14 protein-coding genes are annotated in these 26,604 nt (G+C 70.5%); 6 read left to right on the forward strand and 8 right to left on the reverse strand.

What is annotated here, in order from left to right; genetic code table 11:
- Positions 1–79: 79 nt before the first annotated feature.
- The 5 genes from U5640_RS04100 to U5640_RS04120 are packed head-to-tail and all read right to left on the reverse strand — an operon-like array spanning position 80 to position 11,982.
- Positions 80–4,426, reverse strand: a complete 4,347-nt coding sequence (locus U5640_RS04100) for a DUF6603 domain-containing protein (RefSeq protein WP_340374425.1) — start codon at positions 4,424–4,426, stop codon at positions 80–82.
- The gene (locus tag U5640_RS04105) at positions 4,423–5,661 is read right to left on the reverse strand and encodes a hypothetical protein (protein WP_340374426.1); all 1,239 of its coding nucleotides are present in this window, start codon (positions 5,659–5,661) and stop codon (positions 4,423–4,425) included. Before U5640_RS04105 ends, U5640_RS04100 begins: the two co-directional genes overlap by 4 nt.
- Before the next feature lie 8 nt (positions 5,662–5,669).
- On the reverse strand, positions 5,670–8,264 hold the full coding sequence (locus U5640_RS04110) for a LamG domain-containing protein (RefSeq protein WP_340374427.1): 2,595 nt from the start codon (positions 8,262–8,264) through the stop codon (positions 5,670–5,672).
- Complete coding sequence (locus U5640_RS04115; RefSeq protein ID WP_340374428.1) at positions 8,261–8,410, reverse strand: hypothetical protein; 150 nt, start codon at positions 8,408–8,410, stop codon at positions 8,261–8,263. Before U5640_RS04115 ends, U5640_RS04110 begins: the two co-directional genes overlap by 4 nt.
- Complete coding sequence (locus U5640_RS04120) at positions 8,407–11,982, reverse strand: hypothetical protein (RefSeq protein ID WP_340374429.1); 3,576 nt, start codon at positions 11,980–11,982, stop codon at positions 8,407–8,409. The genes U5640_RS04115 and U5640_RS04120 overlap by 4 nt, the downstream gene beginning before the upstream one ends.
- Positions 11,983–12,838: 856 nt before the next feature.
- Between U5640_RS04120 and U5640_RS04125 the strand changes: the two genes are divergently transcribed.
- The 4 genes from U5640_RS04125 (at position 12,839) to U5640_RS04140 (ending at position 16,779) form a co-directional block, all read left to right on the forward strand.
- The gene (locus U5640_RS04125; RefSeq protein WP_340374430.1) at positions 12,839–15,895 is read left to right on the forward strand and encodes an AAA family ATPase; all 3,057 of its coding nucleotides are present in this window, start codon (positions 12,839–12,841) and stop codon (positions 15,893–15,895) included.
- Between the two features lie 102 nt (positions 15,896–15,997).
- Positions 15,998–16,138 carry a hypothetical protein gene (locus U5640_RS04130; RefSeq protein WP_340374431.1) on the forward strand — a complete coding sequence of 47 codons (141 nt, stop codon included), beginning with the start codon at positions 15,998–16,000 and terminating at the stop codon, positions 16,136–16,138.
- Positions 16,139–16,233: 95 nt separating this feature from the next.
- The gene (locus tag U5640_RS04135) at positions 16,234–16,404 is read left to right on the forward strand and encodes an RICIN domain-containing protein (protein WP_340374432.1); all 171 of its coding nucleotides are present in this window, start codon (positions 16,234–16,236) and stop codon (positions 16,402–16,404) included.
- A gap of 33 nt (positions 16,405–16,437) precedes the next feature.
- Positions 16,438–16,779, forward strand: a complete 342-nt coding sequence (locus U5640_RS04140; protein WP_340374433.1) for a hypothetical protein — start codon at positions 16,438–16,440, stop codon at positions 16,777–16,779.
- A 232-nt stretch (positions 16,780–17,011) separates the two neighbouring features.
- Here the strand turns inward: U5640_RS04140 and U5640_RS04145 are convergent, their stop codons facing one another.
- Positions 17,012–18,184 (reverse strand): MFS transporter, encoded by a 1,173-nt coding sequence (locus U5640_RS04145; protein WP_340374434.1) that lies wholly within the window; start codon positions 18,182–18,184, stop codon positions 17,012–17,014.
- A 127-nt stretch (positions 18,185–18,311) separates the two neighbouring features.
- Positions 18,312–21,530 (reverse strand): cytochrome P450, encoded by a 3,219-nt coding sequence (locus U5640_RS04150; RefSeq protein ID WP_340374435.1) that lies wholly within the window; start codon positions 21,528–21,530, stop codon positions 18,312–18,314.
- 203 nt (positions 21,531–21,733) lie between these two features.
- Here U5640_RS04150 and U5640_RS04155 point away from each other — a divergent pair, with 203 nt between their 5' ends.
- Entirely contained in the window at positions 21,734–22,321 is a 588-nt protein-coding gene (locus U5640_RS04155) for a TetR/AcrR family transcriptional regulator (protein ID WP_340374436.1), read from the forward strand.
- 41 nt (positions 22,322–22,362) lie between these two features.
- On the opposite strand, the gene U5640_RS04160 is transcribed toward U5640_RS04155, so the two are convergent.
- A complete protein-coding gene (locus tag U5640_RS04160; protein WP_340374437.1) occupies positions 22,363–24,009 on the reverse strand; it encodes an RICIN domain-containing protein in 1,647 nt (548 codons plus the stop codon).
- 461 nt (positions 24,010–24,470) lie between these two features.
- On the opposite strand from U5640_RS04160, the gene U5640_RS04165 reads away from it, so the two are divergent.
- Entirely contained in the window at positions 24,471–26,522 is a 2,052-nt protein-coding gene (locus U5640_RS04165) for a non-reducing end alpha-L-arabinofuranosidase family hydrolase (protein WP_340374438.1), read from the forward strand.
- Positions 26,523–26,604 lie beyond the last annotated feature (82 nt).

A 26,604-nucleotide genomic window follows, 5' to 3' on the forward strand; every position in this document is an offset into this window, starting at 1 on the left:
GGTGATCGTCTGGGTGGTGGTGATCACGTACTCCCCGGGCGGCAGGACCGGCCGGGCGTGATCGACGAACGTGATGGTGTCAGCCATGAGTGACCACCTGCGGGACCTCCAGGAACTGGTCGACGCCGAATCCGGCGAGGTCGATCGGAACACCGCCGAGCACCGCGTCGACCAGGGCCGCGCGGGCCGCGGCGACGGCGGGGGCCCCCAGCGCGGCGGTGATCGCGCCGGCGTCGTGCGCGGTGCCGCGGACCGGCTCGGCGGCCGCCCAGCGGATCGCGTCCGGTTCGGTGAACAGCGGGGTCGCGCCCTGGAGTGCGGCGCTCGGCAGGGTCGCCGAGACGGCCGGTTCCTTCGGCGGCAACGGCCGCACCGTGTAACCGGTGAGCAGCTCCTCCACCAGCTGCGGCCGGTTGAGCGAGGCGCCGAACTCACTTCCCCAGAGCGCTGACGGAAGGTGCTTGCCGACCGGCACGAAATCGAACAGGTGGTCGACCTCTTTGCCGTCCTTGGTGATCTCGATCCGGTGCGTCGAGGTCGCGGACGCCACGTCCATCGGGCTCACCCCGAAGGCCGTACCGGCGGTGCCCGTCGGGAGCGTCTTGTCCCGCCCGGCCGGACCACGTACCGCGCCGGTGCTGGGGATGACCGAGTCGGTGACCAGCACCAGGCCGTGCGGGTCGGCCACCCCGAGGTCCGTGCCACCGCCGGGGGCCAGCGCTCCGCCGGCCAGCGCGACGGTGGTGATCTCCTCCCGGGGCGGGAGCAGGGTCGCCCGGAACCTGTCCCACGGCATCGGTGCGGGCGCGCCGGAGCCCGACGCGCCGAAGGAGATGGTGAAGGAGATGATGCTCAGGTCGATGTGGGCACGACCGCCGAAGTCCGGGCCCCAGAACTCGACGTCCGCGCCCACATGGGCGCTGATCGTGTGGGTACCGAAGAACGAGAACGTGTACGAGGCGCCCACCGATACGTGCGCGGAGGCCTCGTAGTGATACGGCTGCCATGCGATGAGGAAGTCCATCGACGCGTCGAACCAGGCCTGCAGCGAGCCGTCGTGCCAGGTCGCGCTGAGGCTGCCGCCCGCCATCAGCGCCGCCGGGGTCAGCGCGAAGTAGGCGCTGCCGGTGAGCTGCAGGTGGGAGTTGACCTGCCAGTTGAAGCCGAGCCGCGGCACCACCGGGTAGTGCGCGGGCACGGTGAAGTGCGGGTGGTAGCCGCCGACGCTCAGGACGAAGTCACCGCTGTTCGGCCCGGCGAACCAGGTGCTGAACGCGAAGCCGCCGGTCAGCCGGCAGTCCCGGGACAGCAGATAGGAGTTCGGGGTGAGCTGGGCGGCGATCGAGAAGACCCCGTCGTCGGGGACGAAGGTGGCGCGCAGCGCCAGCTGCACCTCGGCGACCGGTGTGACGCCCGCCGCGCCCGCGTCCGGCGCCGGCAGGATCAGCGTCGACAGCCCCATCATGTTCAGCTCGAACCGGTGACCGAAGCCGGCCGACAGCAGCAGGAAGGAGTCGACCATCTCGAACGAGGTGAACCGGATCCCGAACATCAGGAAGAGGTCACCGGGCGACGGCGGCAGCGAGTCGTTCAGCCGCTGCAACTGCCCGCCCACGTCGGTGGCGGGCGAACGCCCTGCGACCACATCGGCGATCAGCGGGAAGTCGGCGAGCTGGTCCAGCGCGGGCGGGATCAGCCTGCGGTTATAACCGAAGCCCGCGGCCAGCCCGCGGACGAAGAAGAACGCCGGCCCGCCGATCGGCTTGTCGAGGAACGCGTACACGAACAGGGACGGGCCCTGCGGGAGTTGCAGGTAGGAGCCGATGGCGCCGAGGGAGAAGTCGGCGGTGCGGACGGTGGCCGCCCCGCCGTACCCCGGGTAGGTCGTGCCCTCGAACTCGACGGTGCTCTTCAGGAACGAGCCGCCGATCTCCACCGGCCCCGCCGCGTACGCCAGATCGAGCCCCGCCAGTCCGAAGGTCGGTAGCGCGGCCGGGTCGGACAGCTCGACCCCCGCCTCCAGGCCGGTCAGGGTGAGGGTCAGTCCGGCCGCCGAGATCGAGGCGTCCAGCAGTACGGCGAGTTCGGCGCCCTCGCCGGGCGGATGGTCGTACCGCATGCCCACCCGCTGGATGTGGATCGGCCCGAAGGAGCGCTGCACCTTGTACCAGAGGGCGTTGTCGGTGCTCTGCGTCGACTTGTCAGGTACGGGTGTCGTGGGTTGGGTGCCCGCCACCGGCAGGGCCAGGGGCCTTTCCAGGGTGCCGAGTTTCAGCAGGCCGCTGATCAGGAAACCGGCGGACAGGTCCCCGTCGGGGAGCTTGGCCACCTGGTCCGGCAGCATTGCGTTGACGGCGGTGACCTCGGCCGCGGCCAGGGCGGCGGAGGCCGCGACCAGCCGGAGCGGATCGAAGCCCATCTCGCCCGCGCCGAGATGGTCGCCGACGACCGGCAGGTGCGACAGGTCGACCGTGAGGGCCAGATCGGCGCCGAACAGGTACGTCGGCCCGTCGACGGCGAGGAAGGCGTCCCTCAGGTCCACGGTCAGCCCGTCCGGGACGAAGGCGGCGGCGGACGGCAGCAGGGCGGCGACCAGGTCCTTCAGCGCGGGCACGGGGTCACCGGCCGCGTGGCTGTAGGCGGCGGTGAACAAGCTCGCCGTCGGCTGCCCCGCGAACCTCAGGTCGAACCGGGGCCTGAAGGGCCCGTGCGCCGTCGGTACCGTCGCGGCGAGCGCGGCGGTGAGGGTCCGCTGCCCGGTGTCGATCGCCAGGGTCAGGTCGACCTGGGCGGTGTCGAGGGGGAACAGGGCCTCGCCGGTGAAGAAGAGGCGTCCGGTACCGGTGGACATCTCCATGCCGAGGTTCTCGACGACGAGCCCGGCGATCGGCGCGGGCAGGGCGATCGCGCCGAACCGGTCGGCGATCTCCTGGAACAGCCTGCCGATCGGGACTTGCTGATCGGGTCCGGTCTCGCCGGTGAACTGCCAGTCGCGGGCCCCGGGGTCGTGTGCCGCGGAGATCCTGAGGAAGACTCCGGCGATCACGAATACCGCCAGCGCCTTGAAGGTGGTGTTCTGGGCGTGCTTGACGGAGAACATCACGCTGTTCAGCGAGACCGAGTCCGTCAGCCGCCACTCGCCGTCCAGCTCTAGGAAGGCGTCGTAGACGGCCGCTTCGTTCTGCTGGGGAATGGTCAGGCCGAAGTCGAACTTGAGCACCGACAGATCCGGCACCGGCGAGGGATCGGCGCCGGTCAGCTCGGTGTAGACCTCGCGCATGCTCAGCGGGCCGTCGCCCTCGCGCAGCCCGCCGCCCAGCGTGCCGGTGCGGGTGTCGGCGGTGATCTCCAGGGTGCCTTCCTTGCCGATGCCGAACAGCCCCGTGAGGAGGGCGGACGGACGTGGCGAGGACAGGGGGCTGTCGATGCGGAAGGTCAGGTCGATCGCCTGCACGTCCAGCAGGTCCGGGACGACCGTCCACTCCTCCTGGGTCTCCAGGGTCAGGCTGACGAAGTCGACCGACAGGGTGGCCGGGGTCACCTGCATCGAGACTTTGGTGAGCGCCACCGGGCTGGTGACGGAGAGGTCGAACGGGACCGGCAGGGCGGACTGACCGGCGAATCCGGCCACGTCCGCGAGGCTGATGGCGCCGAGCGCGCTGAAGTCCCCGGAGAACAGCAGGCTCTCGCCCCAGCCGAAGATCTTCGTGTCGACGAGCACGTCGTGCCGCGTTCCGCCCACGGTGATCGGGACGGCCGCGGTCACCGTGACCGAGCCCCGCGCCGACCAATCGATGCGGTGATAGTTGAAGACGGGATCCGAGGTGATCTCGTACCGCAGATCGGTGAGAGTGAACAGGCCCAGGCCGAGGGTCAGCTTCTCAGGCCCGTACAGCAGGATGTCCGGCACGGGAGTCGTGGGGAAGCCCAGCGCCTCCGGGCCGCTCACCATGGTGATCTTCCCGGTGAGTGTGTGGGTGACTCCCGGCATCAGCAGGTCCAGCGGCGCCATCGGCGTGGTGATGACCAGGACGCCGTCGAAGGTCATGGCGGTGGCCGTCGAGTCCAGGATCAGCACCGGCGACCGGAATCGCAGGGTGTCGAAGATCGAGCGGCGAAGGGGCGGGAACGCCTGGGAGAACGTCCAGTCCGCGGCGCCGGCGGCCCGCACCACGACGTGCACGGAGCCGGGTGCGGCGCTGAAGGTGACATCCAGAGCCATTCCGGTGAACGGTCCTGACGCACCGGTGCCTGTCACCCTGACGCCGTCGGCGGTCTCCGTACGGGCCGTCACCGGTTCGATGACGAAGCTGCCGTCGGGGAAGAACGAGGCGAAGAGATCGCCCACGCCGGTCAGCGCGCCGATCGCCACATCGATCCTGGTGCCGGTCTGCCGCACCACGGTCCGGATCTCGTCGGGGGTCATGTGCTCGCCCCGAACTTACGGATGAAGGTGCCCCGGGAGCCGGTGGAGAACACGTTCTGGGTGCTCTTGTAGGAATAAGGCTTTCCCTCTCCGAGCCCTGGCCAGACGTAGGTGGTGTGTGAGGAGATCTCGGGGCGTTCGCTCGTTTCGAGCCGCTCCACGTAACGCTTGATCACATCGTCACTCGGGTGACGGTGCTTCGGGATCTTCCGTCCGGCGCTCGCGACGGCCTCGGCCGGGTCCACCAGGTCGACGAATTCCTGGGAGGACGAGGTCAGGACGCTGCCGTGGTGGGCGGCCTGCACGAGGTTCAGCTTTGTGAGCCGTTTCGCGGCCGTGTTCAGCAGGAACTGCTCGGTGTTCTTGGTCGCGTCGCCCATCATCAGCACTTTCGCGCCATTGGCCTCGACGAGTGTGACGATGCTTCCCCGGTTGGTGTCGTTGCTGCCGTCGTTCTTGTATTCATACGTGATACCGGCGGCGATGATCGATATCTGGCAGCTCTTCCCTTCGTCCAGGATCAGGATGCCGCCCTCGTCGTCCAGCCGGTCGACGGTGTTCTCCTCGTCCTTGGCCTGGACGGGCCTGCCTTGAAGGGTGACCTCTCCCGCCGCCTTTTTCTCGATCGGGTCATGGCTCTTGACGACCTTTTGGACGATCCTGGTGATGGGGTCCAGGAAGGCGCTCGTCTTGGCCACACTGTATTTGTCGAAATTACCGCTGTGATAACACTTGTCGATCGTGTATCTATCGCCCAGCACCGCTGCGAGCTTGTTGTAGTGGTCGGAATCCGGGTGGGTGAGGATCAGAATGTCGATCACGTTCCTGTTGCCGAGGAACTTCTCGTCAGTCAGGACCGAGTGCAGCCTCTTGGTGAAAGCGGTTTTGCTTTCGGGGTTCATTTTGCCCCCCGCGTCCTCGTCGTCCGTGCTCAGTGAGCCGCCGTCGAAGACGATGACCTTTCCACCCGGTGTGGACATCACAGCGAAGTCACCTTGGCCGACTTCGACGAAGGCGACATACAGGTTGCCGTCGCCGCAGTCGCCCACCGGATCGGGGTGGCGCCCGCGTATCTCCGCCTGTCGCTCTTCCCAGAGCCTCTGGCGTTCCTTCACGGCATCTTCCTCCTCCTTCGCTTTCTTCGCCTTCCGCTCACCCTCCAACTGCGACCTCGTGACACGCTTCTCGTACAGGACGGGCGTGTCCTCCGTGCGTTGCCGCTTTTTGCCGGGCATCGGTCACCTCAACTCGGGTAGGCGATCTGCCAGCGCCCTTGGGTCACGCGCTCGCCCTTGGTGGCCCAGGTGGCCATGGCGCGCCGGTTGTCGCCGATGAAGTTGAAGCCGGCGAAGGCGTATTCGTCGTGCACCACGTTCCGCAGGTCGAACTCCAGGTGCCCGTCCGCCAGTTTCTTCAGGATCTGGAGTTCGCCGGCGCCGATGGTGACGTCTCCGATCCGCAGGCTGTTCACGACCACGGTGCCCGCGTACACGTCGGAGAAGGCGTCGCTGCTGAGGTCGCCGGTCTTGAACGTGAACCCTTCCTGTCTGGCCTCGATGCGGTGCCAGAAGCGTTGGTGCTGGTGGAAGCGCAGTACCGGGAAGGTCATGGGACTCGTGCTGTCCTGGAAGAGTTCGAGGTACAGCGTCTTCCCGTCGACGGTGTCGGCCGTCGCGTTCTGCCGGCGCACCTGGAGGTGCCCGCTGCCGGTGTCGGCGACCAGCGGAGTGTTCGCGGGCAGCCCGCTGCGCAGGCCGTTCACTACCGCGGTGTTCGCGTACACGTCGCAGAGGTCGTCGCTGTTGAGGTCGCCGTTCTTGAACATGAGCCCCTCGGGTCTGGCCTCGACGCGCTGCCAGAAGCGGTTGCCGTGGTGGAAGCGCAGCGAGGGGTAGACCGTGCTGGAGCTGCTGTCCTGGAACAGTTCGAGGTAGAGCTGCTTGCCGCCGCTCGCGTTCGACTCCCGGCGCAGTTGCAGATGGGAGGAGTCGGCACTGACCGTGAGCCTGGCGCCGGGCGTCGTGGTGCCGATGCCGACGTTGTTGCCGAGCGGGTTGACGGCCAGCGGTTTCGAGCCGTGCGACTGCACCCAGCTGTAGTCCTGGTGGTAACCGAGCCGCAGGTTGGACTGGCCGGTGGGGCCGAGGATCAGGGTGTTGCCGTTCGCGTTCTGGTTGGTGTTGACGATGTGCAGCTTCGCCTCGGGGGCGACGGTGCCGACACCGGTGTTCACGGGGTCGTACAGCAGCGGCGACTTCTCGGCGAACAGCGTCACCGAGCCGTCCTGGTATCCCGGTACGTTGCGGTAGCCGATGACGATCGGAGCCTGGCCGAGTGACGCAACCGCGATCACCTGGGACAGGGTGACCACCAGCGTCCCGTCGGGCCCGAACGCAGTGGCCGACCGGGGGGTCAGCGTCCATTCGACACGCTGCCCGAGTCTCTCCGAGGCGACCGCCCAGTCGGAACCGACCCCGTTCGCCCGCAGATCGCCCAGTACCGCGCCCGCCGCCGCGGCCGCGTTCACCAGCGCCCACTCGTGGGTCTCGCCGGCCTCCTGAAGGTCGTACGAGAGGGTGAACGAGGCGCCGGCCAGGGAGAGCGCGGTGTCCCGCGACCGGTTGGCGATCCGGAAACGCAGGGTGTTCGGGGTGACGCCGTCGCTCAGTACCCGGTTTCCACCGACGAACCCGATCGCGAGCGGGATGTCACGGCGGCCCCGCCGGTTGACGATGTCGAGGAACGCGGTGCGCTGCCCGGTCAGTTCGCTCTGCTCACCCGCGTACCGCATCCGCTGGTGCGTCAGCTCCACCCGGGTGCCTCGGGTTCCGCGGCTCCCGTCGGCCGTCAGCCCGCGCAGCGACAGGTCGAAGGACGTGCCCCGTCCGATGACCATGGCCTTGGGCGCCCCCAGGTACAGCACCGTACCGCCGGTCGCCGGGTCCGGGGCCCGCAGCAGCGTCCACCCCGAGGTGGCGACGGCCGGTTCGGGCGGGAAGGCGAGGGTTCCCTGGCGCAGCCGCAGCGCGACGTGGTGCTCGGTGGCCGACACGGGGCCCGTGAGGGTCCGGAGTTCGATGTCCTGGCGGGAGGTGTTGGTGAGCCGCAGGGTCATCGGCTGCCCCGCGGGGGCGTCGTCGATGAACAGCACCGGCTGCTGGTCCACGTCGAGCAGGGCGAAGTCCAGCGGATGCGCCCGGACGAACGCGGCCAGCAACGCCTCGTCGTCGGCCATGTCCCGCTGGATCTCGGCCTGGCTGAGCGCGTTGTCGTAGATCCGTACGTGGGACAGCAGCCCTGTGTACCGGCCCGTCCCGTCCGTGCCGACCAGCAGCGGGCTCAGGGCGGCGGCCCGGTCGCCGGCGAACGCGTACTCGCTCGCCTTGACCCCGTCGACGTAGATCCGGGCGGTGTGCCCGTCGTTGACGCAGGCCACGTGGTGCCAGGTGTCCGTGGGTACGGTCCCGGGCGCGGTGGCGTGCCCGTCGCCCGGCTTCACCGAGGTGTCGAACCGGTGCCGGAGCGTGCCGTCCGCGTCGAGTACGACGGCGAAGTCGCCCTTCGCCTTGGCCACGATGCCCACCCGCGCGGCCCTCTTGGCCGACGGGTTGACCCATGCCTCGACCGTGTACGAGCCGAGTCGCAGCAGGGGTGTGTCGGCGCCGGTGACCTGGACGGTGGTGCCGTCGAACGCCAGCACGCTGCCGAACCGGTCGTCGGGGCGGGTCCCCGGTTGCCCGGAGACGGTACCGGCCAGATGGTTGTCGGAGCTGTCCGTGACCTGGTTGTTCGAGGTCAGGGCGTCCAGGTGCCAGTGCAGCACCAGGTTGGCCGTCATTCCGCGATTCCGTCCTGGGCCTCGGCGGACTGCTCCGCCTGCTGGTGAATCTTCGCTATCAGTTCGTACACCTGCGCGTACGGCCGGGTGCCGAGCGCCTCCAGCAGGACGTTCGTCTCGGCGAGCGTCAGCTCCAGGTTGATCATCGTGCTCCTTGTTCGGGCTGCGGGTCGGACACCGGACGCAGGGTCAGCCAGCCTTCGCGCAGGGTTGCCCGGGCCGGGAACCTCGCGTCGGGCCGCGGCGGATCGGCCTGTTCCACCAGGTCGGTCCGGACCTGTTCCTGCCAGGACCAGGCGTAGCCGGGCTCGTCAGGCAGCGGTACGGCGATCCGGTCCGCGTCGGTGAGGACCGGCGCGGCACGGAAACTGACGGCCATGCCCTCCAGCGCGTCCCGGAACATCCCGGACGGGATCCGCAGCGAGTGGGTCGGCAGGATGCCCGCCGTCGCGTGCACCGTGCCTCGCGGGTCGATGAGCATGGTCAGGTACTGCGGAGGCGCGTCGAGCGCCTGGACCAGTGGGTCCTCGGGAGAGCGGACGTCGTGCCAGAGGGGGCCGAGGCGCTGCGCCGAGTCCTCCAGCCAGAACCCGAGGACCCCGTCGTCGAGGAGCTGGTGCTCGCCGATCCTGACCGGGAAACGGACCGACGGGAAGTCGTTGGTCTCCCGGTGGGTGCGGCCCATGTCCTGCCGGAAGACGTTCCAGTCCTGGTGGGTGGCCGGACGGCCCATCAGCTCCAGCGACACCCGCGCGCGGACGACCGCCAGCGGCCGGCCCATCAGCACGGCCCGGCCCCGGTGCTGGGCGTAGTCCTCCGGCTCGATGTACTGGAGGGTGGCGTCCAGGTCCTCCAGGAACGTGCCCAGATCCGTCGGCCCGGTGTCACGCAGACGTTGCACCACCGCCCGCAGAGGGGAGTTGGCGATCGCCTCGATCGGGGCGGGGACGCTTCCGGGCAGGTTCCGCCACTGGGCGAACTGTGGCTGGGCGGCGTCCGCGAGAGCGTGCAGTTTGCCGATGGCCGAGCCGTCGGCGGCGTACACGGCGAGACCGGCGTCGAGGTGGTCGGGCACCAGCCAGCCGCAGATCGGGGAGGTGTCCGGCAGACCGTTGGTCTGCCGGATGTCGTCCTCCGCGTCGAGCCACTCGAACGACAGCCGTGCGGGCTGGGCCAGCCGGGGCGGCATCGCCACCCAGTCCGGGTGCTCGGGCATCCGCAACTGTGTGGTGGTCCGGATCCGGCTGACGTCCACATTCCGGGCGGTGCCGAAGTTGTCCAGGATCCGCAGCCGCAGCACCCGCAGCGCACCGGCCCGGATCGGGTTGAAGTCGCTGAGGGGCTGCGGCGCGTGCCGCGTCTCCGCGCCCACCGCCTGGGCCACGTCGGCGGCGAACCGCTGGTGGTCGGGGAAGCCCAGCGGATCGGCGATCGGGAGCTGACGGGTGAGCTTGCGCATGAGCAGGGCGTCGTTGAACCCGCTCAGGACGGCGGACAGATTGCTGTCCTCGTGCACCGCGAGATGCCGGTAGATACGGACCAGCAGGGCCAGCCGCTGGTCCGCCCCGTGGGAGTCGAACCAGTCGAGCACGCGGGCGGGGTCCGCCAGGAACGCCTCGCGGGTCACCTCGGGCTGCCCCGACCCGTTGTACAGCGGCAGCACAGCGCCCTGCAGGTAGCGCAGCACCCGGGAGGACAGCAGCGGCCGGGCGCTCGGCGACAGGATCGTCGTACCGGTGTAGACGTTGGCACCCTTGTCCGGTATCTGGCGGATCGGCTGGAGCTCCACGTCACGGGGCGGCAGGACATAGTTGCCGGTGACGAAGTCCTCGCTGTAACTGCGGTCGCGCGGATCGTTGTTGTTGCCGATCGTCGCGGGGAAGAACTCCACCTCCCATTCCAGCACCGTGGGATGCCAGGACGGGCCGGTCCACTCGGTGATCGCGAAGTTCGGCACCGGCAGCTTCGCCACGGCGGCGACCGCGGTCGCCCGCAGGGCCCGCACGGCTTTCGGCGTGCTCAGGTCCGGGTGACCCTCGGCGGACAGGGCGCACTCCAGCAACCCCTGCGGATGCAGCGCCCCGTCCTGGCCGTGGCGGTCACTGGGGGTGGCCGCCTGCCCGGTGAGCAGCACCACGGGCTCATTGGGGAGCCGGTACGACGGTGCGGGAATCTCGTGCAGGACGAAGGTGCTGCGGGCGTGCAGGGTGACGGCGTTGAAGTCCTTGAGCGAGAGGTCGACGGCCGCGCGCGCGTCGCGCAGGCGCTGGGCCAGGAGTTCGGCCCTGCCCGAGTCCTGGTCGAGCAGGCCCATCGTGCGTCGGAGAAAGAAGGCCACCTGGTCCTGGTTCGGATACGAGTCCACCAGGGCGTCGTACGGATAGGCGCAGAGCTGGTACTTGTACCAGTCCGCGAAGAGTTGCTCGCGGAGCGAGATCAGTTGGTGGCGCGCCCGGTCCAGGTCTGCCTGGGCGACGTTCAGGAGATTCAGCAGGTCGCTCAACGCATGGGGCACGGTGAGCCGTTCGCGTGCCTGCTTGTCCTCGGCGGTGACGCCGTCGGTGTCGTCCTGTCTCCGGAGCGTCCACAGGATGCCGGAGGGGACGTCGTGGAAGGTGGCGGAGTGCCGGGCTTCGCTCAGGCCGAAGCCGAGGTCCAGCGGCTTCGACTCCAGTTCGTCGGCGAAGGCCAGCGCCTCGAGGAGTTCCTCCACCTGGTCGGCCCGCTCCTCCTGACTCCTCGGGGCAGCCGGGCCGGTCTTGTCGGCGGGCACCGTGGGCAGGACGGTTCCGAGGTGTGCGGCGAGCGCCTCGGTGGCGGTGTTCCCCACGCAGACGCCGGTCTCGTCGTCCGTGTCGGACAGCGGTGGACCCGGCGTGCCGGTGGCCGCGAAGGTCAGCTGGGCGTAGCAGACCACCCGGCCCGGAGGCGGAGCGTCGGGGCCGGCCGGGGACGCGGTCCAGCCGAACCGCAGTCGGGCCCCCTCCTGCCAGCCTGAGCCGCCCGGCGCCGCGGAGCCGTCCCCCAGCGCGGCGGCGGGATCCTGGCCGGGGTCGTCGAACCAGCCGAGCACCTCGTACCGCAGGCCCTTCGGCGGGGCGCCCGGGTAGTCCGGGTCATGGAAGCCGAAGACGCTGTGGCAGTTGGCGTACTGCGCCGCGAAGGTGGGCTCCCCGTAGCCGACCGCGGTCAGCCGGGGGAGGTACCGCGAGCGGTCGGTGGAGCGGCTCCAGACGTCGAGCGGCAGCTTCCGGCCGAGCCTCCGGTACGGCCGTCCCGCTCCGGGTACCGGATAGCAGATCCCGGCGGGGTTGTCGTCGGCGAGGTAGTCGCTCTCGACGATCCACTCCTCCTCCACCCGGCCGTCCCTGCTCCGGGTCACCAGCCAGCGGTTCGGCACCGCCGGGACGGCGGTGGTGCCGTCCGCCCGCTGGACCATCCGGGTCAGACCGTCCGGCAGCGCCCAGTGGAGATGGACACCGGCCCTGAGCCGGAAGTCCTCGTCCTGGAAGGGGCTCCGCACCATGATCTCGCTGATGTACGGGAGATCCTCGTTCTGGTCCAGACCGGTGGCCGTATCGCGGTAGGGAAGCCGGGTGAAGTCGTTGGCCGGCCCCCTCACGTCAAGATCGTCGGCCAGGCACAGCGCGTCGAGGTGGACCGGTACGACCAACGGTCCGCCGATGCTCACCGGTCTTCCGCCGTTGCGGTCGGACATGCGACGGCCATCCCATGCAACACGGTTCTCCCAAGGTCCAGCTGCTGGTCGAACGGTGTCTCTCCCAGGTCAGCGAGCGCCACCGTAGTGGGCAAGCAGCCGTGGGGAGCGCGCAGTTGATTGAACGCGGCACTACTGGCGACGGCGGGTTCGGAGCGTCTCCGGGGGAACGCGGGCCAACGCGCACCTTCACGACTGTGCGACCGCAACGACCGTAGGAAACGGGGTGTCCGGCCCGCCGGAGGCCGTGTCGGGACGAGAGCCGGCAGCTCGCCGCGGCTGTTCCGGCAGCGGGCTCACCATGAGAGTTCCCTGTGAACGCCGACGCGATCGAGCGCGACGAGAGCGGGGGACAGGACCTCGGGCGGAACTACGGGTGCGGCCGTCGTTCCTGCCGTGGTGGGGTTCCCCCTTCGCACAATGAGGGCGGCCCGATCGCTGTCCCTCGGGCGGGCCGCGGTCTCCGGTCCGGCCGGCCGGGCGAGAGGACCGGCTCCGGCACCGGAAGGTTCCCGCGCGGTTCTTCCGGTGGTCCGTCCGGTTGTTCTTCCTGGTGCCCTGTCCGCCGCGCGCGTCCGCGCCGGGCCGGGCCGGGCCGGGCGCCTTGCCCGCGGTGCGGGCGCCGAGGCGCTCGCCGGCGGATCACACGTGTTCTTCCGGCGAGGTTTACCGGCGTCTCACCGACCCTCCTGGCCGAAGGGGAGGGTGGTCGGCAAGCAGCGATCGCCGGTGAGTACCATCCGCTGAACGGCGAGGTGTCGGAGTCCTGGCCCGGATGCTTCGGGCCGGACTCGAAGGGGATCGTCCCGTGCGGCGGGGCGGTGCGGGGGGCGGGCAGTTGGCGACATTCGGTGAGATGCTGCTGGTCTTTCGCCGGGCCGCGGGGATGACACAGGAGGAGCTGGCCGAGGCCGCCGGGATGGCGGCCCGGTCGATCCGGGATCTGGAGCGCGGTCGGCGGGCGCGGCCGCAGCGCCGCACGGCGCAGTTGCTGGTGTCGGCGCTGGGGCTGGGTGACGCCGACGCCGCCGCGCTGCTCGCGGCGGGCCGCCCCCGCCGGCAGACGATTGCTCCTGCCGACGACGGCACGGCGCCGTCCGGCCTGCTCGGTCGTCAGGACCAGCTGGCGGTGCTGGAGCGTGCGGCCGGCGAGGCACGGGCGGGCCGGGGCGGCGTGGTGCTGGTACGGGCGGACGCGGGGATGGGGAAGACCGCGCTGCTGGATGCGTGGGCAAGCGTCCAGCAGTCGCGGGAGATCCTGGTGCTGTCCGCGAGCGGGGCGGAGCTGGAGCAGGGCTTCGCCTTCGCGGTGCTGCGGCAGCTGGTCGAGCCCTTGCTGGCCCGAGCCGGTGACGACAGGCGCGCGCGGTTGTTGTCGGGTCCGGCGCAGCTGGCGTCGCACGCACTGCGTGTGGAGGGGACGGGTGAGCTGTCGCCCGAGGCGTCTCTGGGCCTGCTGCACAGTCTGTACTGGCTGATGGTGCACGTCGCCGACGAGGGGCCGGTCGCCCTGGTGGTCGATGACGTGCACTGGGCGGATGTCCCGTCGGTGCGGTGGCTCGAGTACCTGGCGCGACGTCTGCGGGGTCTGCCCCTGCTGCTGGTGCTGGCGGGGCGGCCGGACAAGGGGTCCGGGGTCGAGCCGATGCTGGAGCGGATCGCCGGACAGCCGTACTGCCGTCCGCTCGGCCTGCCCGGACTGGACATCGACAGTGTGAGCCACCTGGTACGGGCGAACCTGGGGCCCGGCGAACCACGGTTCGTCGCCGCGTGTGCCGCGGCCACCGAATGCAATCCGCTGCTGTTGCACGAGTTGCTGCGGACCCTGTCCGACAACCAGGTCGGGGCCACCGACGAACAGGCCCATCTGGTGGCGGAGTTCCGGGGCCGGATCCTGGCCGGAACCGTGGTCAAGCGGCTGGCCGACGAGCCGGAGCCGGTCCAGCGCCTGGCGCGGGCCCTGGTGGTGCTGGGGGACGAGGCCCCCTGGAAGGTCGTGGCGGAGCTGGCGGGGCTGGGCGAGTCGACGGCCCGGGAGCTCTGCGGCAGGCTGCGGCAGATCGGTGTGCTCGCGCCGGGTGAGCCGGTGCGGTTCGGGCACGCGCTGATCCGCACCGATGTCGCCGAAGCCGTCCTGGGGCCGGTGGAACTGGCCGCCGGTCACGCGCGGGCAGCCGAACTGCTGCGGAGCGACGGCGCGGCCGACGATCTGGTGGCGGCCCATCTGCTGCTGGCCGAACCGGGCGGTGAGCGCTGGTGGGTGGACGCCCTGCGGGAGGCGGCGCGGGCGACTCGTGGCCGCGGGGCTCCGGAGGTCACCGCGGCCTATCTGCGCCGGGCTCTGCGCGAGCCGGTGTCCGTCGAAGAGCGTGGTCCCCTGCTGCTGGAGTTGGGCAAGGACGAGATACAGATCGATGTCGGCGCGGCCAGACACCACCTCACCCAGGCCTCGACGGCGTTAGCCGACCCCTACGCGCTGGCCGAGGCGGCCTCGCTGCTCGCCAGCGCGCTGTTCCTCAGCCATGAGCACGAGCGCGCCGTGGACATCCTCGCCCGCGCGGTGGACGATCTGAACCGAACCGACGACGGCATCGGCCTCGCTCGTGAGGTGTCATGGTTCCTTCAAGCGCAGATGCTGTTGATCGGTTACGACCAGCTGTCCACGCTCCCCGCCGCACGCCTGCACGCGCGACGGCTGTGGGACCACAAGCTGGCCGGTGACACCCCTGGCGAGTGCATGGTCCTGGCCGCGCTGTCCGCCTCGGCCACCACCGGGGAGGCCGGCGCCCAGGTGACCAACGACCTCCTCGACCGGGCCCTGCGAGGCGGCCTGGTCGCGGCGGACACGTCCCACATGCTCGTGACCCTCGCCGGGCTGGCCTTCGTGGCCACCGACCGGCTCGACGACGCGGTCGCGCGATTCGACCGCATCGGCGACATGGGCGGCCGATGGGGCTCGTTCCTGATGGTCTCGTCCGCGATGACCTGGCAGCTGCTCGTCCAGGCCCGCCGTGGCCGACAGCTCCCGCTCACCGCTGACTTCGGACACCCCGCCACCACGGCCGACCAGGGCTTGGAGCCTCGGGTCAGGGTGGCGACGGCAACCCTGGTGGGCGAGTCGCTGATCGAGCGGTGCGACCTGACCTCGGCGACGGAAGTACTCACCGGGGACGCCGACTTCGACCGGGTGGGCTGGACCTGGCAGGGCCCGGCGCTCCTCGCACGCAGTCGCCTGCACGCGGCGCGGGGCAACCCGACCGCCGCCCTCGCCGTCCTGCACGAGTACGGCGCGGAGGAGAACCGGGTACAGGTCATGAACCTGGCCGGGGTGCCGTGGCGGTCGCGGGCGGCCTTGCTGCACCTCGCGCTCGGACAGCGGACGGACGCGCTCCAACTGGCCACCGAGGAACTGGAGCTGGCCCACCGGTGGGGCACCGAGCGGGCGATCGGGGTGGCCTCACGCTGTCTGGGCGTCATCCACGGCGGCCGCAGGGGACAGGCCCTCCTGCGCGAGGCCGTGGCCCTGCTGAAACGGTCCCCCGCCCGACTGGAACTGGCCCGCGCCCACTACGGGCTGGGAACCGCCCTCCTGCGCGCCGGCGAGGCCGACGAGGCCCGCCAGTCCCTCACCCAGGCGCTCCACCTCGCGGACACCTGCGGCAGCGTCCTGCTGGGCGGCAGAGTACGCGGAGCGCTCGCCACGGCAGGAGTGCGCCCCAAACCGGCACCACCAGCGGCCCCGAGCCTGTCCCCGACCGAACACCGGCTGGTCGAACTGCTCCGCGCAGGCCACAGCGACCGTCAGATCGCCCAGGCCCTGCTCCTGACCCCGCACGACGTGACCGGACTGACCGAGCAGGCAGCCCGCAAACTGGGGGTGACCAGCAGGGCGGAGCTGGCATCCCCGGCCTAGTGCCGTGACCGGAAAGGTTCACCGGCTCGCGACGCCCGGCACGGCACCTCGCCGCGTTGTCGCATCACCCGAGTACATCCGGTACGCGGGCGACGCTCGGCCTTGCGATGCACCGCACCGGACGCCGCGAGCTTCCTCCTCGACGGCAGCCACTTCCTCCTGGAGAGCGCGCTCGACGAGGCGGCAGCGCTGATCCGCGCCTTCCTGACGGCCGACGTCCGAACCGGGCGACGGATCAGGTGACCGCGCTCCACTATCTGGTTCTGGGCGCCCGTGCAGGTCCAGAGCCGGAGCGGTGTGCGGTTGCTTCCGCGCGGGTCCGTGGCCTCCACACACTTGTGAGCCTGGAGGTTGACCAGGTCTGGCAGCGGGGCAGCGGGGACACCCTGGTGAATCCGGCCTCGGGCAAGTGCCTGGACGTCACCGAGATGTCCACCGCCAACAACACCCGGCTGCAGATCTGGTCCTGCACCGGTACGGCCAACCAGCAGTTCCACCTGCCGGTCTGACCCGGGTCATCCACGGCTTCCTATACTTCGGTTGTGTCTGATGCGTCGCACTTCTTCCACGTCTCGTCCGTCCTCAATCGGCGGTCGATCACCCGGCATGGCCTGGACTGGGCCCGTATGGGCGCCGCCCGGGGAATCGCCGGCAGCCGCCGCCCCGAGGTGGAGGGGGTCTTCGTCTGTCGGGGTGAGGAAGAAGTGGGGTTCTTCCTGCAGATCAACAACACCGGTGGGCCGGTCGATCTGTGGTCCGTGGACGGCATCGACGAGGGGCTGCTCCTCGACAACGGCAACGGCTTCGTCTATGTCCCCTCCCGCATACCGGCCGAGCGAGTCCGGCTGGTGCGAGCAGACGTTCCTCCTCAGCACGGCATCTGAGTTCGCCCGGCGAGACGGCAGGGGCCGGGCCCGCGCCGTCACGCAGGTCCGCCTTGCGGGCGTCGGGGTGGACGTCCATCGGTTCGTCGATCTCCTCGCGCAGGTGCCCGGGGACCCTCGGGCCGCCGGCTGAGTTGAACTCGCGGGCCTCGCCGCGGCGTTCGCACAGCAGCGCGGCGTACCCGGGTCGCCTCGACGAACTGGAAGCGGCTGGCCACATACGCCTGCTGTGTCAGCGGACCAGGGGTTCGGGTGACAGTGAAGGGCCGGACACCGTCATCCGGAGCAGGGGCAGCGAGGCGACGAGGGTGCCGAGCGCCAGGACGAGGCCGAGCACCCCGGCCCCGGCGGTGTCGAGCACGGCACCGACGGCCAGGGGTCCGACGCCGGTGCCCAGGGCGCCCGCGCCGCTGAGGGAGGCGACCAGGCGTCCGGTCGGGTCGATGAGCGCCGCGGCGGCGAGCATCTGCACCAGGACGGCCAGCTGGCAGGCCTGCCAGAGGACGGCCGCCACGGTGAAGAACACGGGGTCGTGGGTGAGGATCAGGGCCGCCATCGCGAGGGCCTGTGCCGTGACGAAGGCGGCCATCGACCGCAGGCGCCCGAAGCGCCGCGCCGCCACCGGACCCACCACCGCGCCCACGAGCGCCACGACGCTCGAGACCGCGAGGACGGCCGACACCGCCGAGGGCGACATCCCGGTGTGCTGACGGCCCAGGACCGAGGCGTAGGACCACGCGCCCTGGGTGACGGTCCACAGGAGGGCGGTCCCCAGGAGCAGAACCGCCGTCGGCCTGACACCGGTGGTGCCTCCCGTGCCGGCGGAGGCGGCGGCCGGCGTCGCGGGACCGTCCGGGAGCCGGTGCACCAGGGGCCAGGCGGCGAGACAGCACGACGCCATGAGCAGGAAGCCGGTGCCCTCCCCCCAGTGGTGGTTGGCCGCGGGGACGCCCATGATCAGCAGTGCCGTCACGCCGACCGTGCCGGAGATGGTGACGGCGGACGCCTTGTCGGCGTCGTCGGTCGCGGCGAGCGCCGCCGTGGCCGCCGCGTAGACCGCGCCGAGTCCCGCGCCGACGACCAGGTTGGCCAGGACCAGGGTCACCGGGTCGGTGGCCGCCGCCGCTCCCAGGAAGCCGGCGCCCGAGAGGGCGAGTCCGATCCGGGTCATCCGTACCCGCCCCGGCCGCGCGGCCGCCTTGGCCAGCAGCAGCGTCACCATCGCCGTCGCCATCAGCTGGGTCGCGGCCACGAGCCCGGCCCCGGAGTCCGACAGCCCGAAGCGTGACGAGAAGTCGTCGACGAACACGGGCATCACGTTCGCGCCACCGTTGCCGAGCGTGACTCCGGCGACGAGCGCCACCGCCACACCGAAGGTCAGGGAGGAGGCGCTTCGCGCGCTCATCGGCCGCTCCTCAGCGGTGAGCCGGGGAGGACCGCCGGTCCTCGGCGGGGCGTCGGGGGCATAACAGGCATGGAGAACCTCATGGGTGGGGAGAGGGGGCGGGCGGGAGACGTCCGGGCGGGGGCGGTCAGCCGGCCCAGACGTCCTCGACGTACGTGCCGGACTCGGTCAGGGCGCTCAGCCAGGCGCTCGCCTCGTCGTCCCCGGCACCCGTCCGTGTGCGGTAGATCGCCATGAACGCCTCCCGCACCGCCGGGGCCATGCGACGGCCGTCCCCGCAGACGTGGACGCGTCCGCCGGCCTCCAGCACCGCCCAGACCTCGTCGCTCTCCTTGGCGATACGGTCCTGGACGTAGCGGACCCCGTCCTCGGGAGCGCAGGAGAAGGCGGGCCGCATGCTGACGGCCCCGGCCGCCTCGGCCGCCTCGAACTCCGTACGGTGGAGGTAGTCGACGTCGGGGTGGTCGCAGCCGAAGTAGCACAGCAGTGTTCCGGTGGACCGGGTGTGGTGGCGGTCCAGGACCGCGCCGCGGAAGGGCGCCACACCGGTGCCCGCGCTGACGAGGATCACCGGCACGGAGTCGTCCTCGGGCAGGCGGAAGGCCTCGGCGCAGGGCAGCACCCTCGCCTGGACGGTGTCGCCGGCGTTCACGGTCTGCAGGTAGTGCGAGCCGATGCCGTGGAACATGCCCTCGCCGGCGCGGTGGGGTGCGGCGAGCAGCGACACCATCAGGTCCACTTCGCCGGGTGCCGCGGCTGCGGACGAGGAGATCGAGTAGGGGCGCGGGCGCAGCACGGGCAGCAGTTCCAGGAAGCGTTCGAAGGGCAGTTCGCAGGCCCGGTGCTGCTCCAGCAGGTCCAGGACGCTGCGTCCGGAGGCGGTCACCTCGTCGTGGAAGTCCTCCGGAGCGGCCGCCGCGAGTGCGGCCAGGGGCCGCTTCTCGGGCGGGCAGGCGGTGTGCTCGGCGAGCACGGCGACCTGCTCCTGGGTGGCGGTGGCCTGCAGTTCCACGAAGTCGGTCAGCAGACGGCGCACGGTCAGCGGCCGGTCGACGGGCAGGCTGTTGCGGCTGCGGCGACGGGCCCGCAGTCGCACGGTGCGGTCCAGGTCGAGACCGAACCGGTCGGCCACCCGCCGCACGAGGGCGTCCGGGTTGCTCGGGAGCACGGCCAGGTGGTCGCCGGTGCGGTAGGTGACGCCCTCGGGCAGGCGTAGCCTCAGGAAGCGCTTGGAGCGGCCCAACGTGTGCTCCATGTCGACCAGTTCGTATGCGTCGAGCACCTCCATCGGTGCGACGCCGTGTCGTGCCGTGAGCCCGCCGATGACCGAGTCGGTCGCGTCCTGGAGCTCGTACAGTCCGCCGTCCGGGTCGGCGGCCGGCTCGGCCTCCCGCTCGGGTGCGGCGGCTCCGTACCGTTCCAGCAGGGCGGTCCACAGGTCGCCGGTCCACCGGTCCACCGTGCCGGCGAAGTCGCCGGCGGCGTCCGCGGCGCCGCGCTGCAGCAGTGAGGTGGCGCCCGCGGCGGCGAGGCGCTCGTCGATGAGGGTGGGGACGCGCTGGTAGGTGGCGGCCCAGTTGCGGTCGCCGACACCGAGCACGGCGTACTGGAGGCCCTCCAGCGCGCCGGGCGCCAGGCCCTCCAGCCATGCGACGAAAGCCGTGGCGTCGTCGGTGGGCCTGCCGTTGTAGGAGGCGGCCACGATCACCACCGGTCCGTCACCCACGGGGAGTGCTCCCACGGCGTCGTCGAGGGGGGCGACGGACGGGGCGAAGCCGTGCCGGTCGCCGTCCGCCGCCAGGTCGCGTGCGATGCCCGCGCAGGTGCCCAGGTTGGAGCCGTGCAGGAGGGTCAGCGCGGTACCGGCGGCACGCCGGACGGCGGGCCGGTCCAGGCTTGAGGGGGCGCTGCTCGCGGCGGCCGCGGCGGTGGGCAGGCGGCGCTCCCCGCTGGTGCGCCGGGCGAGGTCGAGCGTGAACGCGTCGGGCTTGAGGGTGAGCGACTGCTTGATCTTCAGCTGGTAGTTGGCGTGGTCGATCAGGCGGTAGCGGTGGATCACCAGCGCGAGGACCAGTGTCGCCTCGTGCAGCGCGAACTGGCGCCCGATGCAGGCGCGTTCACCGTTGCCGAACGGCTTGAACAGGTGGACCGGCCGCTCCTCCTCCCGCTCGGGCAGGAACCGGTCGGGGTCGAACAGCTCGACGTTCTCGCCCCAGGCGGGATCCCGGTGCAGCTGCGGGATGAGCACCTGGATCGACTCACCCTTGCGCACGGCGTACTTCCCGCCGATGACGGTGTCCTCCAGCGGCTCCACGGCATACGCGGGGGCCGTCGGCCACAGCCGCAGGCCTTCGTTGAGCACCTGGCGGATGTACGTCAGCCTGCCGATGTCCCCGTAGTCCGGCTCGGGGGCGTCGGAGTCGCCCCACAGCGCGTCGACCTCGGCCTGGGCGCGGGCGAGTACCTCGGGGTGCTTGGTCAGGTAGTAGAGGGCGAAGGACAGGGCCCCGCTGGTGGTCTCGTGCCCGGCGATGAGGAAGGTGATCGCCTGATGGCGGATGTTGACGTCGTCCAGGGGTTCGCCCGTGACGGCGTCACGGGTGTGCAGCATACGGCCGAGCAGGTCGTCGGTGCTCCGGTCACCGGAGGCCCGGCGCTCCCGGATCACGTCGTCGACCAGGTCCTTCATCAGGGTCACGTCGGTGCGGAACTGTTCGGCCTGCTTCCACTTGAACAGCTCCGCGCCCGGAATGGACTCCCCCTTGGCCTGGGCGAAGCCGAGTGCTCGCGACAGGGCGGTGACGAAGGGGTGCGACTCCTCGCGGCCGAAGGAGTCGAAGTCGTAGCCGAAGCCGCACAGGCCGATCGTGTCGAACGTCAGCCGCGTCATGTCGGCGGAGACGTCCACGGGCTCGGCACCCGCCGCGCGGTCCCACTTCCCGATCAGCTTGCGGGCCACCTCGAGCATGGTCGCGTGGTAGCCGCGCATCGCGCCGAGCGAGAACGCCGGCATCAGGATGTCGTGCGCCTTGCGCCAGTTGGGCTCGTCGTCGAAGGCGGTGAAGAGTCCGTCGCCCCCGATCTCCCGGAGGATCACGAGGTCGGCGTGCACGTTCTTGCGGAACCGGCTCTCGTCGGCCAGCTCGGCGACCAGGTCGAGGCCGGAGGCGAAGTTCATCTCGTTGCCGAAGACGCGGAGCTTGAACAGCGGGCCGAGCTCGCGGGCCTCCTTCATCACGTAGTGCAGACCGTCGGCGCCCCCCGGGATGTCGAACGCGTGGCCGACCAGGGGCAGGGCGGGACGCTGCGGGATCGGCTCGGTTCCGCTCAGGGTCTCGTGAGTCATGGGCTTGCCTTTCGTCCGGGCGCGGCTGTCGCTGCCAGAACCATACAAGCGACTTTGTCACCCGACCATGTCGCTCAACTGTGTTGAGTGACACAGTCAATTGAAGGAACCGCGGGAGTCCTGTGAGCGTTCGGCCGAGCCGGGGCCGCGGCCCGTCTTGTCGAGCGACCTGTTCGGCAGACTGAGTCGCATAGGATGCCGTCATGGCTCATGTATCCGCGGCGGAGCGCCGCCCCCAACTCATCAAGGCGGCCGTGGACCTCATGACCAGGGAGGGCGTGGCCGCCGGAAGCACCCGTGCCATCGCCGCCGAGCTGGGCGTGGCCCAGGCGACCGTGCACTACACCTTCGGCACGAAGGAAGATCTGTACCGGGCCGTCATGGAGCAGCTCACCCAGGACCTGATCACCCAGGTGGAGCGGGCGGCGCCCACGGACGCGGGCTTCGAGGACACGATCGTCACACTCGCCGAGGCGCTGTGGCAGACCGTGCTCGCGCAGCCGACCTCGTACCAGCTCCTCACCGAGCTGTCCCTGTTCGCCCTGCGCATGCCACGTCTGCAGGAGTCCCTGCACAGCCACTACCGCGGCATCACGGCCGTGACGACCAAGCTGATCAGTGAGGCCGCCGAGCGCGCCGGGCACGAACTCGCCCAGCCCGCCGAGACCATCGCGAGGTTCTTCCTCGCCGGTTTCGACGGGCTGACGATGCAGCACCTCTCCCTGCCGGACGAAGAGGCCGAGAGGATCTGCCTGCGCGCGCTGATCTCCGCCGTCCTGGCCATGGCCTGACCCCGGGTGCGCCTACGCCGCGCCCCGGTGCGGTGGCTTCGTCACGCACGATTCCACTTCTGGCCCGCCTGGCCGTTGCACGTCCACAGGACCAGCGGGGTCCCGTTCGCGGTACCCGCACCGTTGACGTCGAGGCACAGCCCGGCGTGGACGTTGCGGATCGTCCCGTCGGAGCCGACGGTCCACTTCTGGTTGTCCTGGCCGTTGCAGGGCCAGGTGATGACCCGGGTGCCGTTGGTGGTGCCCTGGTCGTAGGCGTCCAGGCACTTGTCGCCGAAGACGCGGATCTCGCCGCCGGCCCACGTGGTCCACAGCTGGTCGGCGGCCGTGTGGCAGTCCCGGATCAGGGCCGTGGCCCCGGCCGCCGTGGAGGCGTTCTCGACGTCCAGGCAGCGGCCTGACGCGGTGCCGCGCAGACGTGAGGTGGTGGCGGCCAGCGGGCTGCCCCCGCTCACCCGGAACGCGGCGACCCCGTGCGCGGGGACGCTCGCCGAGATCTGCCCGGACGTGCTCGACGTGCCCCCGGTCCACAGGTCGGTGAGGGTGAACGAGCCGCCGGACAGACCCGCCTGCGCGGCCGTCGTGGTGACGGTCGCGGTGCCCCCGCCACGGTTGAACAGGCCCACCGCGACGGAGCCGTCCGACAGGGGCTTGGCGAACACCTCGGTGCTGCCGTCGTCACGCACCCTGCGCCCGCCCGCGCCCAGCGTGTCCTGGTTCACCGCCAGCAGACGCGGGTTGCGCAGGATCGCACTCACGTCGGCGGACATGGTGCGGATGTCGTTGCCGGCCATGAGCGGGGCGCCCATCAGCGCCCACAGGGCGAAGTGGGAGCGGGACTCGGTCAGTGACAGGCCGGGACGGCCGACGACCAGCATGTCCGGGTCGTTCCAGTGTCCCGGGCCCGACTGCGCCGCCAGCGGCGCGGTGATGTCCAGGACGTTGCCGACGCCCATCGGATAGCTGTTCGTGTTGCCGTTCTGCCAGATGTCGAGCAGGTCCTCGGTCGTCCGCCACAGGTCGGCGACCTCGCCCCAGTTGTAGGTGGCCCCGGTGATGGCGTGGAAGCTGTTGGGGTTGATGCTGTAGACGATCGGCCGCCCGGTGGCGCGCAGGGCGTCGCGCATCAGCGTGAACCTGGCCACCTGCTCGTCACGGGTGCCGCTGGAGGAACACCAGTCGTACTTGAGGTAGTCGACGCCCCACGAGGCGAACGTGGCGGCGTCCTGGGCCTCGTGCCCCTTGCTGCCCGTCGACCCGGGATAGGCGCCGCTGGTCTGCGCGCAGGTGCGTTCGCCCGGCACCTGGTAGATCCCGAACTTCAGTCCCTTGCCGTGGATGTAGTCGCCGAGCGCCTTCATCCCGCTCGGGAACTTGGCCGGATCGCCCCGAAGGCTGCCGGCCGCGTCGCGCTGCGGGGCGAACCAGCAGTCGTCGACCACCACGTACCGGTAGCCGGCGTCGCGCATGCCCGAGGACACCATCGCGTCGGCGGCCTGGCGCACCTGGGCCTCGGTGATCCCGCACCCGAAGCTGTTCCAGCTGTTCCAGCCCAACGGTGGAGTGAGCGCCGGACTGCCGGGCGCGGCCGTGGCGGTGGAGTGAGCGGAGGCCGTCACCGACGCGGTGACCGAGAGCGCGGCGGCGGCGAGAAAGCGGAGCAGTCGTCCGCCGGGTCGTGTGGGCACCAGGTCTCCTTTGACCGAAGGGCGCGTTGGAAGTTTCGGTCCCCATTCGGAAACTGAGGGTGCCACGGATAATCAGAGAGGCACCCGAGCATGTCAACACCCCCCGGGGAAATGACCCGTCAAACCCTCCCGGCAGGCCGACAACGCGCCATTTCCGCCTCAGCCTGCACCGAACCGCAGGGCCTCGCCGCCCCCATCGGTTCGAATGTTTCGAGACGCAATTCGAATCATGCGTGAGGTATTGACGGCACTTCAGGACTCCCCAATCATCCAGATGCCCGGCAAGTCGAGCATTGTTCGGCATCACGAACAGAGCGTCGGCGACCGGTGTGTCATGTACTGATCATGCACGCACGGCGCACCCGGTGGCGCGGTGCGCGTTCTGCGGTGCGACCTGCCGCGCCGTGATCCGGTCCGATCCCCCGCACCACCCACCCGCACCCGCCCGTACGAGGAGAAGCATGAACCCACTGAAGCGGCTCGGCCGTCGCCGAGCCTCGGTCTTAGGCCTGCTGGCCGCGACCGTCCTGGTGACGCCCGGGGTCGCGACCGGCGCACCCGACGCCGTCAGAGCCTCCACCCTGGGGGCCCAAGCGGCCCAGACCGGGCGGTACTTCGGAGCGGCCGTGGCCGCCGGAAGGCTCGGCGACGGCACGTACACCGGCATCCTGGACCGCGAGTTCAACTCGGTCACTCCCGAGAACGAGATGAAGTGGCAGACGACCGAGCCGTCCCGTGGCTCGTTCAACTTCGGCCCCGGCGACCAGATCGCCAACCGGGCGGCGTCCCACGGGCAGCGCGTACGCGGCCACACCCTGGTCTGGCACTCCCAACTGCCCGGCTGGGTCGGCTCCATCAGGGACGCCAACACGCTGCGCAGCGTGATGAACAACCACATCACCACCCTGATGAACCACTACAAGGGCCGGATCCACTCCTGGGACGTGGTCAACGAGGCCTTCGCCGACGGCGGCAGCGGCCAGCACCGCCCCTCGGTGTTCCAGAACCTGCTGGGCGACGGCTTCATCGAGCAGGCCTTCCGCACCGCGCGCTCCGCCGACCCTGCGGCCAAGCTCTGCTACAACGACTACAGCATCGAGAACTGGAGCGACGCGAAGACCCAGGGTGTCTACCGCATGGTGCGCGACTTCAAGGCGCGCGGCGTGCCCATCGACTGCGTCGGCTTCCAGGCGCACTTCGGCACCGGCGGACCGCCCGCCAGTTTCCAGACCACGCTGGCGAACTTCGCCGCCCTCGGCGTGGACGTCCAGATCACCGAACTGGACATCGCGCAGGCCTCGCCGACCGCGTACACGAACACGGTCAGGGCCTGTATGAACGTCGCGCGCTGCAACGGCATCACGGTCTGGGGCATCCGCGACAGCGACTCCTGGCGGTCTTCGGAGAACCCGCTGCCGTTCGACCGCAACGGCGGCAAGAAGGCCGCGTACAACGCCATCCTGACGGCGCTGGGCGGCCGGCCCGCCGCCACCCGCGGCACGTCCGCCGCCACGCTCGGCACGCCGGCCGCCTCGCGCGGCGCCGCCGACGCCGCCGCGCTGCCCGGTCGTTACTCGTGGAGCTCCAGCGGCACACTGATCGCGCCGAAGCCGGACTCGACGCACAACATCGCCGGGATCAAGGACCCGACGGTCGTGCAGTACAACGGCAAGTACCACGTGTTCGCGAGCGTCGCCAGTCGCTCCGGCTACAGCCTGGTGTACCTGAACTTCAGTGACTGGTCCCAGGCCGGCTCGGCCACCCACCACTACCTGGACCGCACCGCCGTCGGAATCGGTTACCGGGCCGCACCGCAGGTGTTCTACTTCGCGCCGCAACGCCTGTGGTACCTCGTCTACCAGACCGGCAACGCCTCGTACTCCACCAACCCGGACATCAGCAATCCCAACGGGTGGAGCGCACCGCGCAACTTCTACCCCTCGATGCCCGACGTCATCCGGCAGAACATCGGCAACGGCAACTGGGTCGACATGTGGGTGATCTGCGACAGCGCCGACTGCTACCTGTTCTCCTCCGACGACAACGGACACCTGTACCGCTCCCGGACCGGCGTCAACCAGTTCCCGAACGGCTTCGCCAACACCGTCATCGCCGCCCAGGACGCCAACAGGAACGCCCTGTTCGAGGCCAGCAACGTGTACAAGGTGCAGGGCAGCAACCAGTACCTGCTGCTCGTCGAGGCCATCGGAACGGACGGCCGACGCTACTTCCGCTCCTGGACCTCGGGCAGCATCGCCGGTTCCTGGACGCCCCTGGCCGCGTCCGAGAGCAACCCCTTCGCCCGGGCGAACAACGTCTCCTTCCCCTCGGGCGCCTGGAGCCGGGACATCAGTCACGGCGAGATGATCCGCGCCGGCTACGACCAGACGCTCACCATCCCCGCCTGCCGGTTCCAGTACCTCTACCAGGGCCTGAACCCCAACGCGGGCGGCGAGTACAACCTCCTGCCGTGGCGGCTCGGCCTCCTCACCCAGACCAACTCGACCTGCTGAGCGACCGCGCCGTGGGAAGCGCCTCCGACGGGAGCGCTTCCCTCGCTCGCCGCCGACCTTCGGACGCACCCCTGTCAGAAAG

Origin of the sequence: Streptomyces sp. SS7, assembly GCF_037993025.1 — a bacterium.
Lineage (GTDB): Bacteria > Actinomycetota > Actinomycetes > Streptomycetales > Streptomycetaceae > Streptomyces.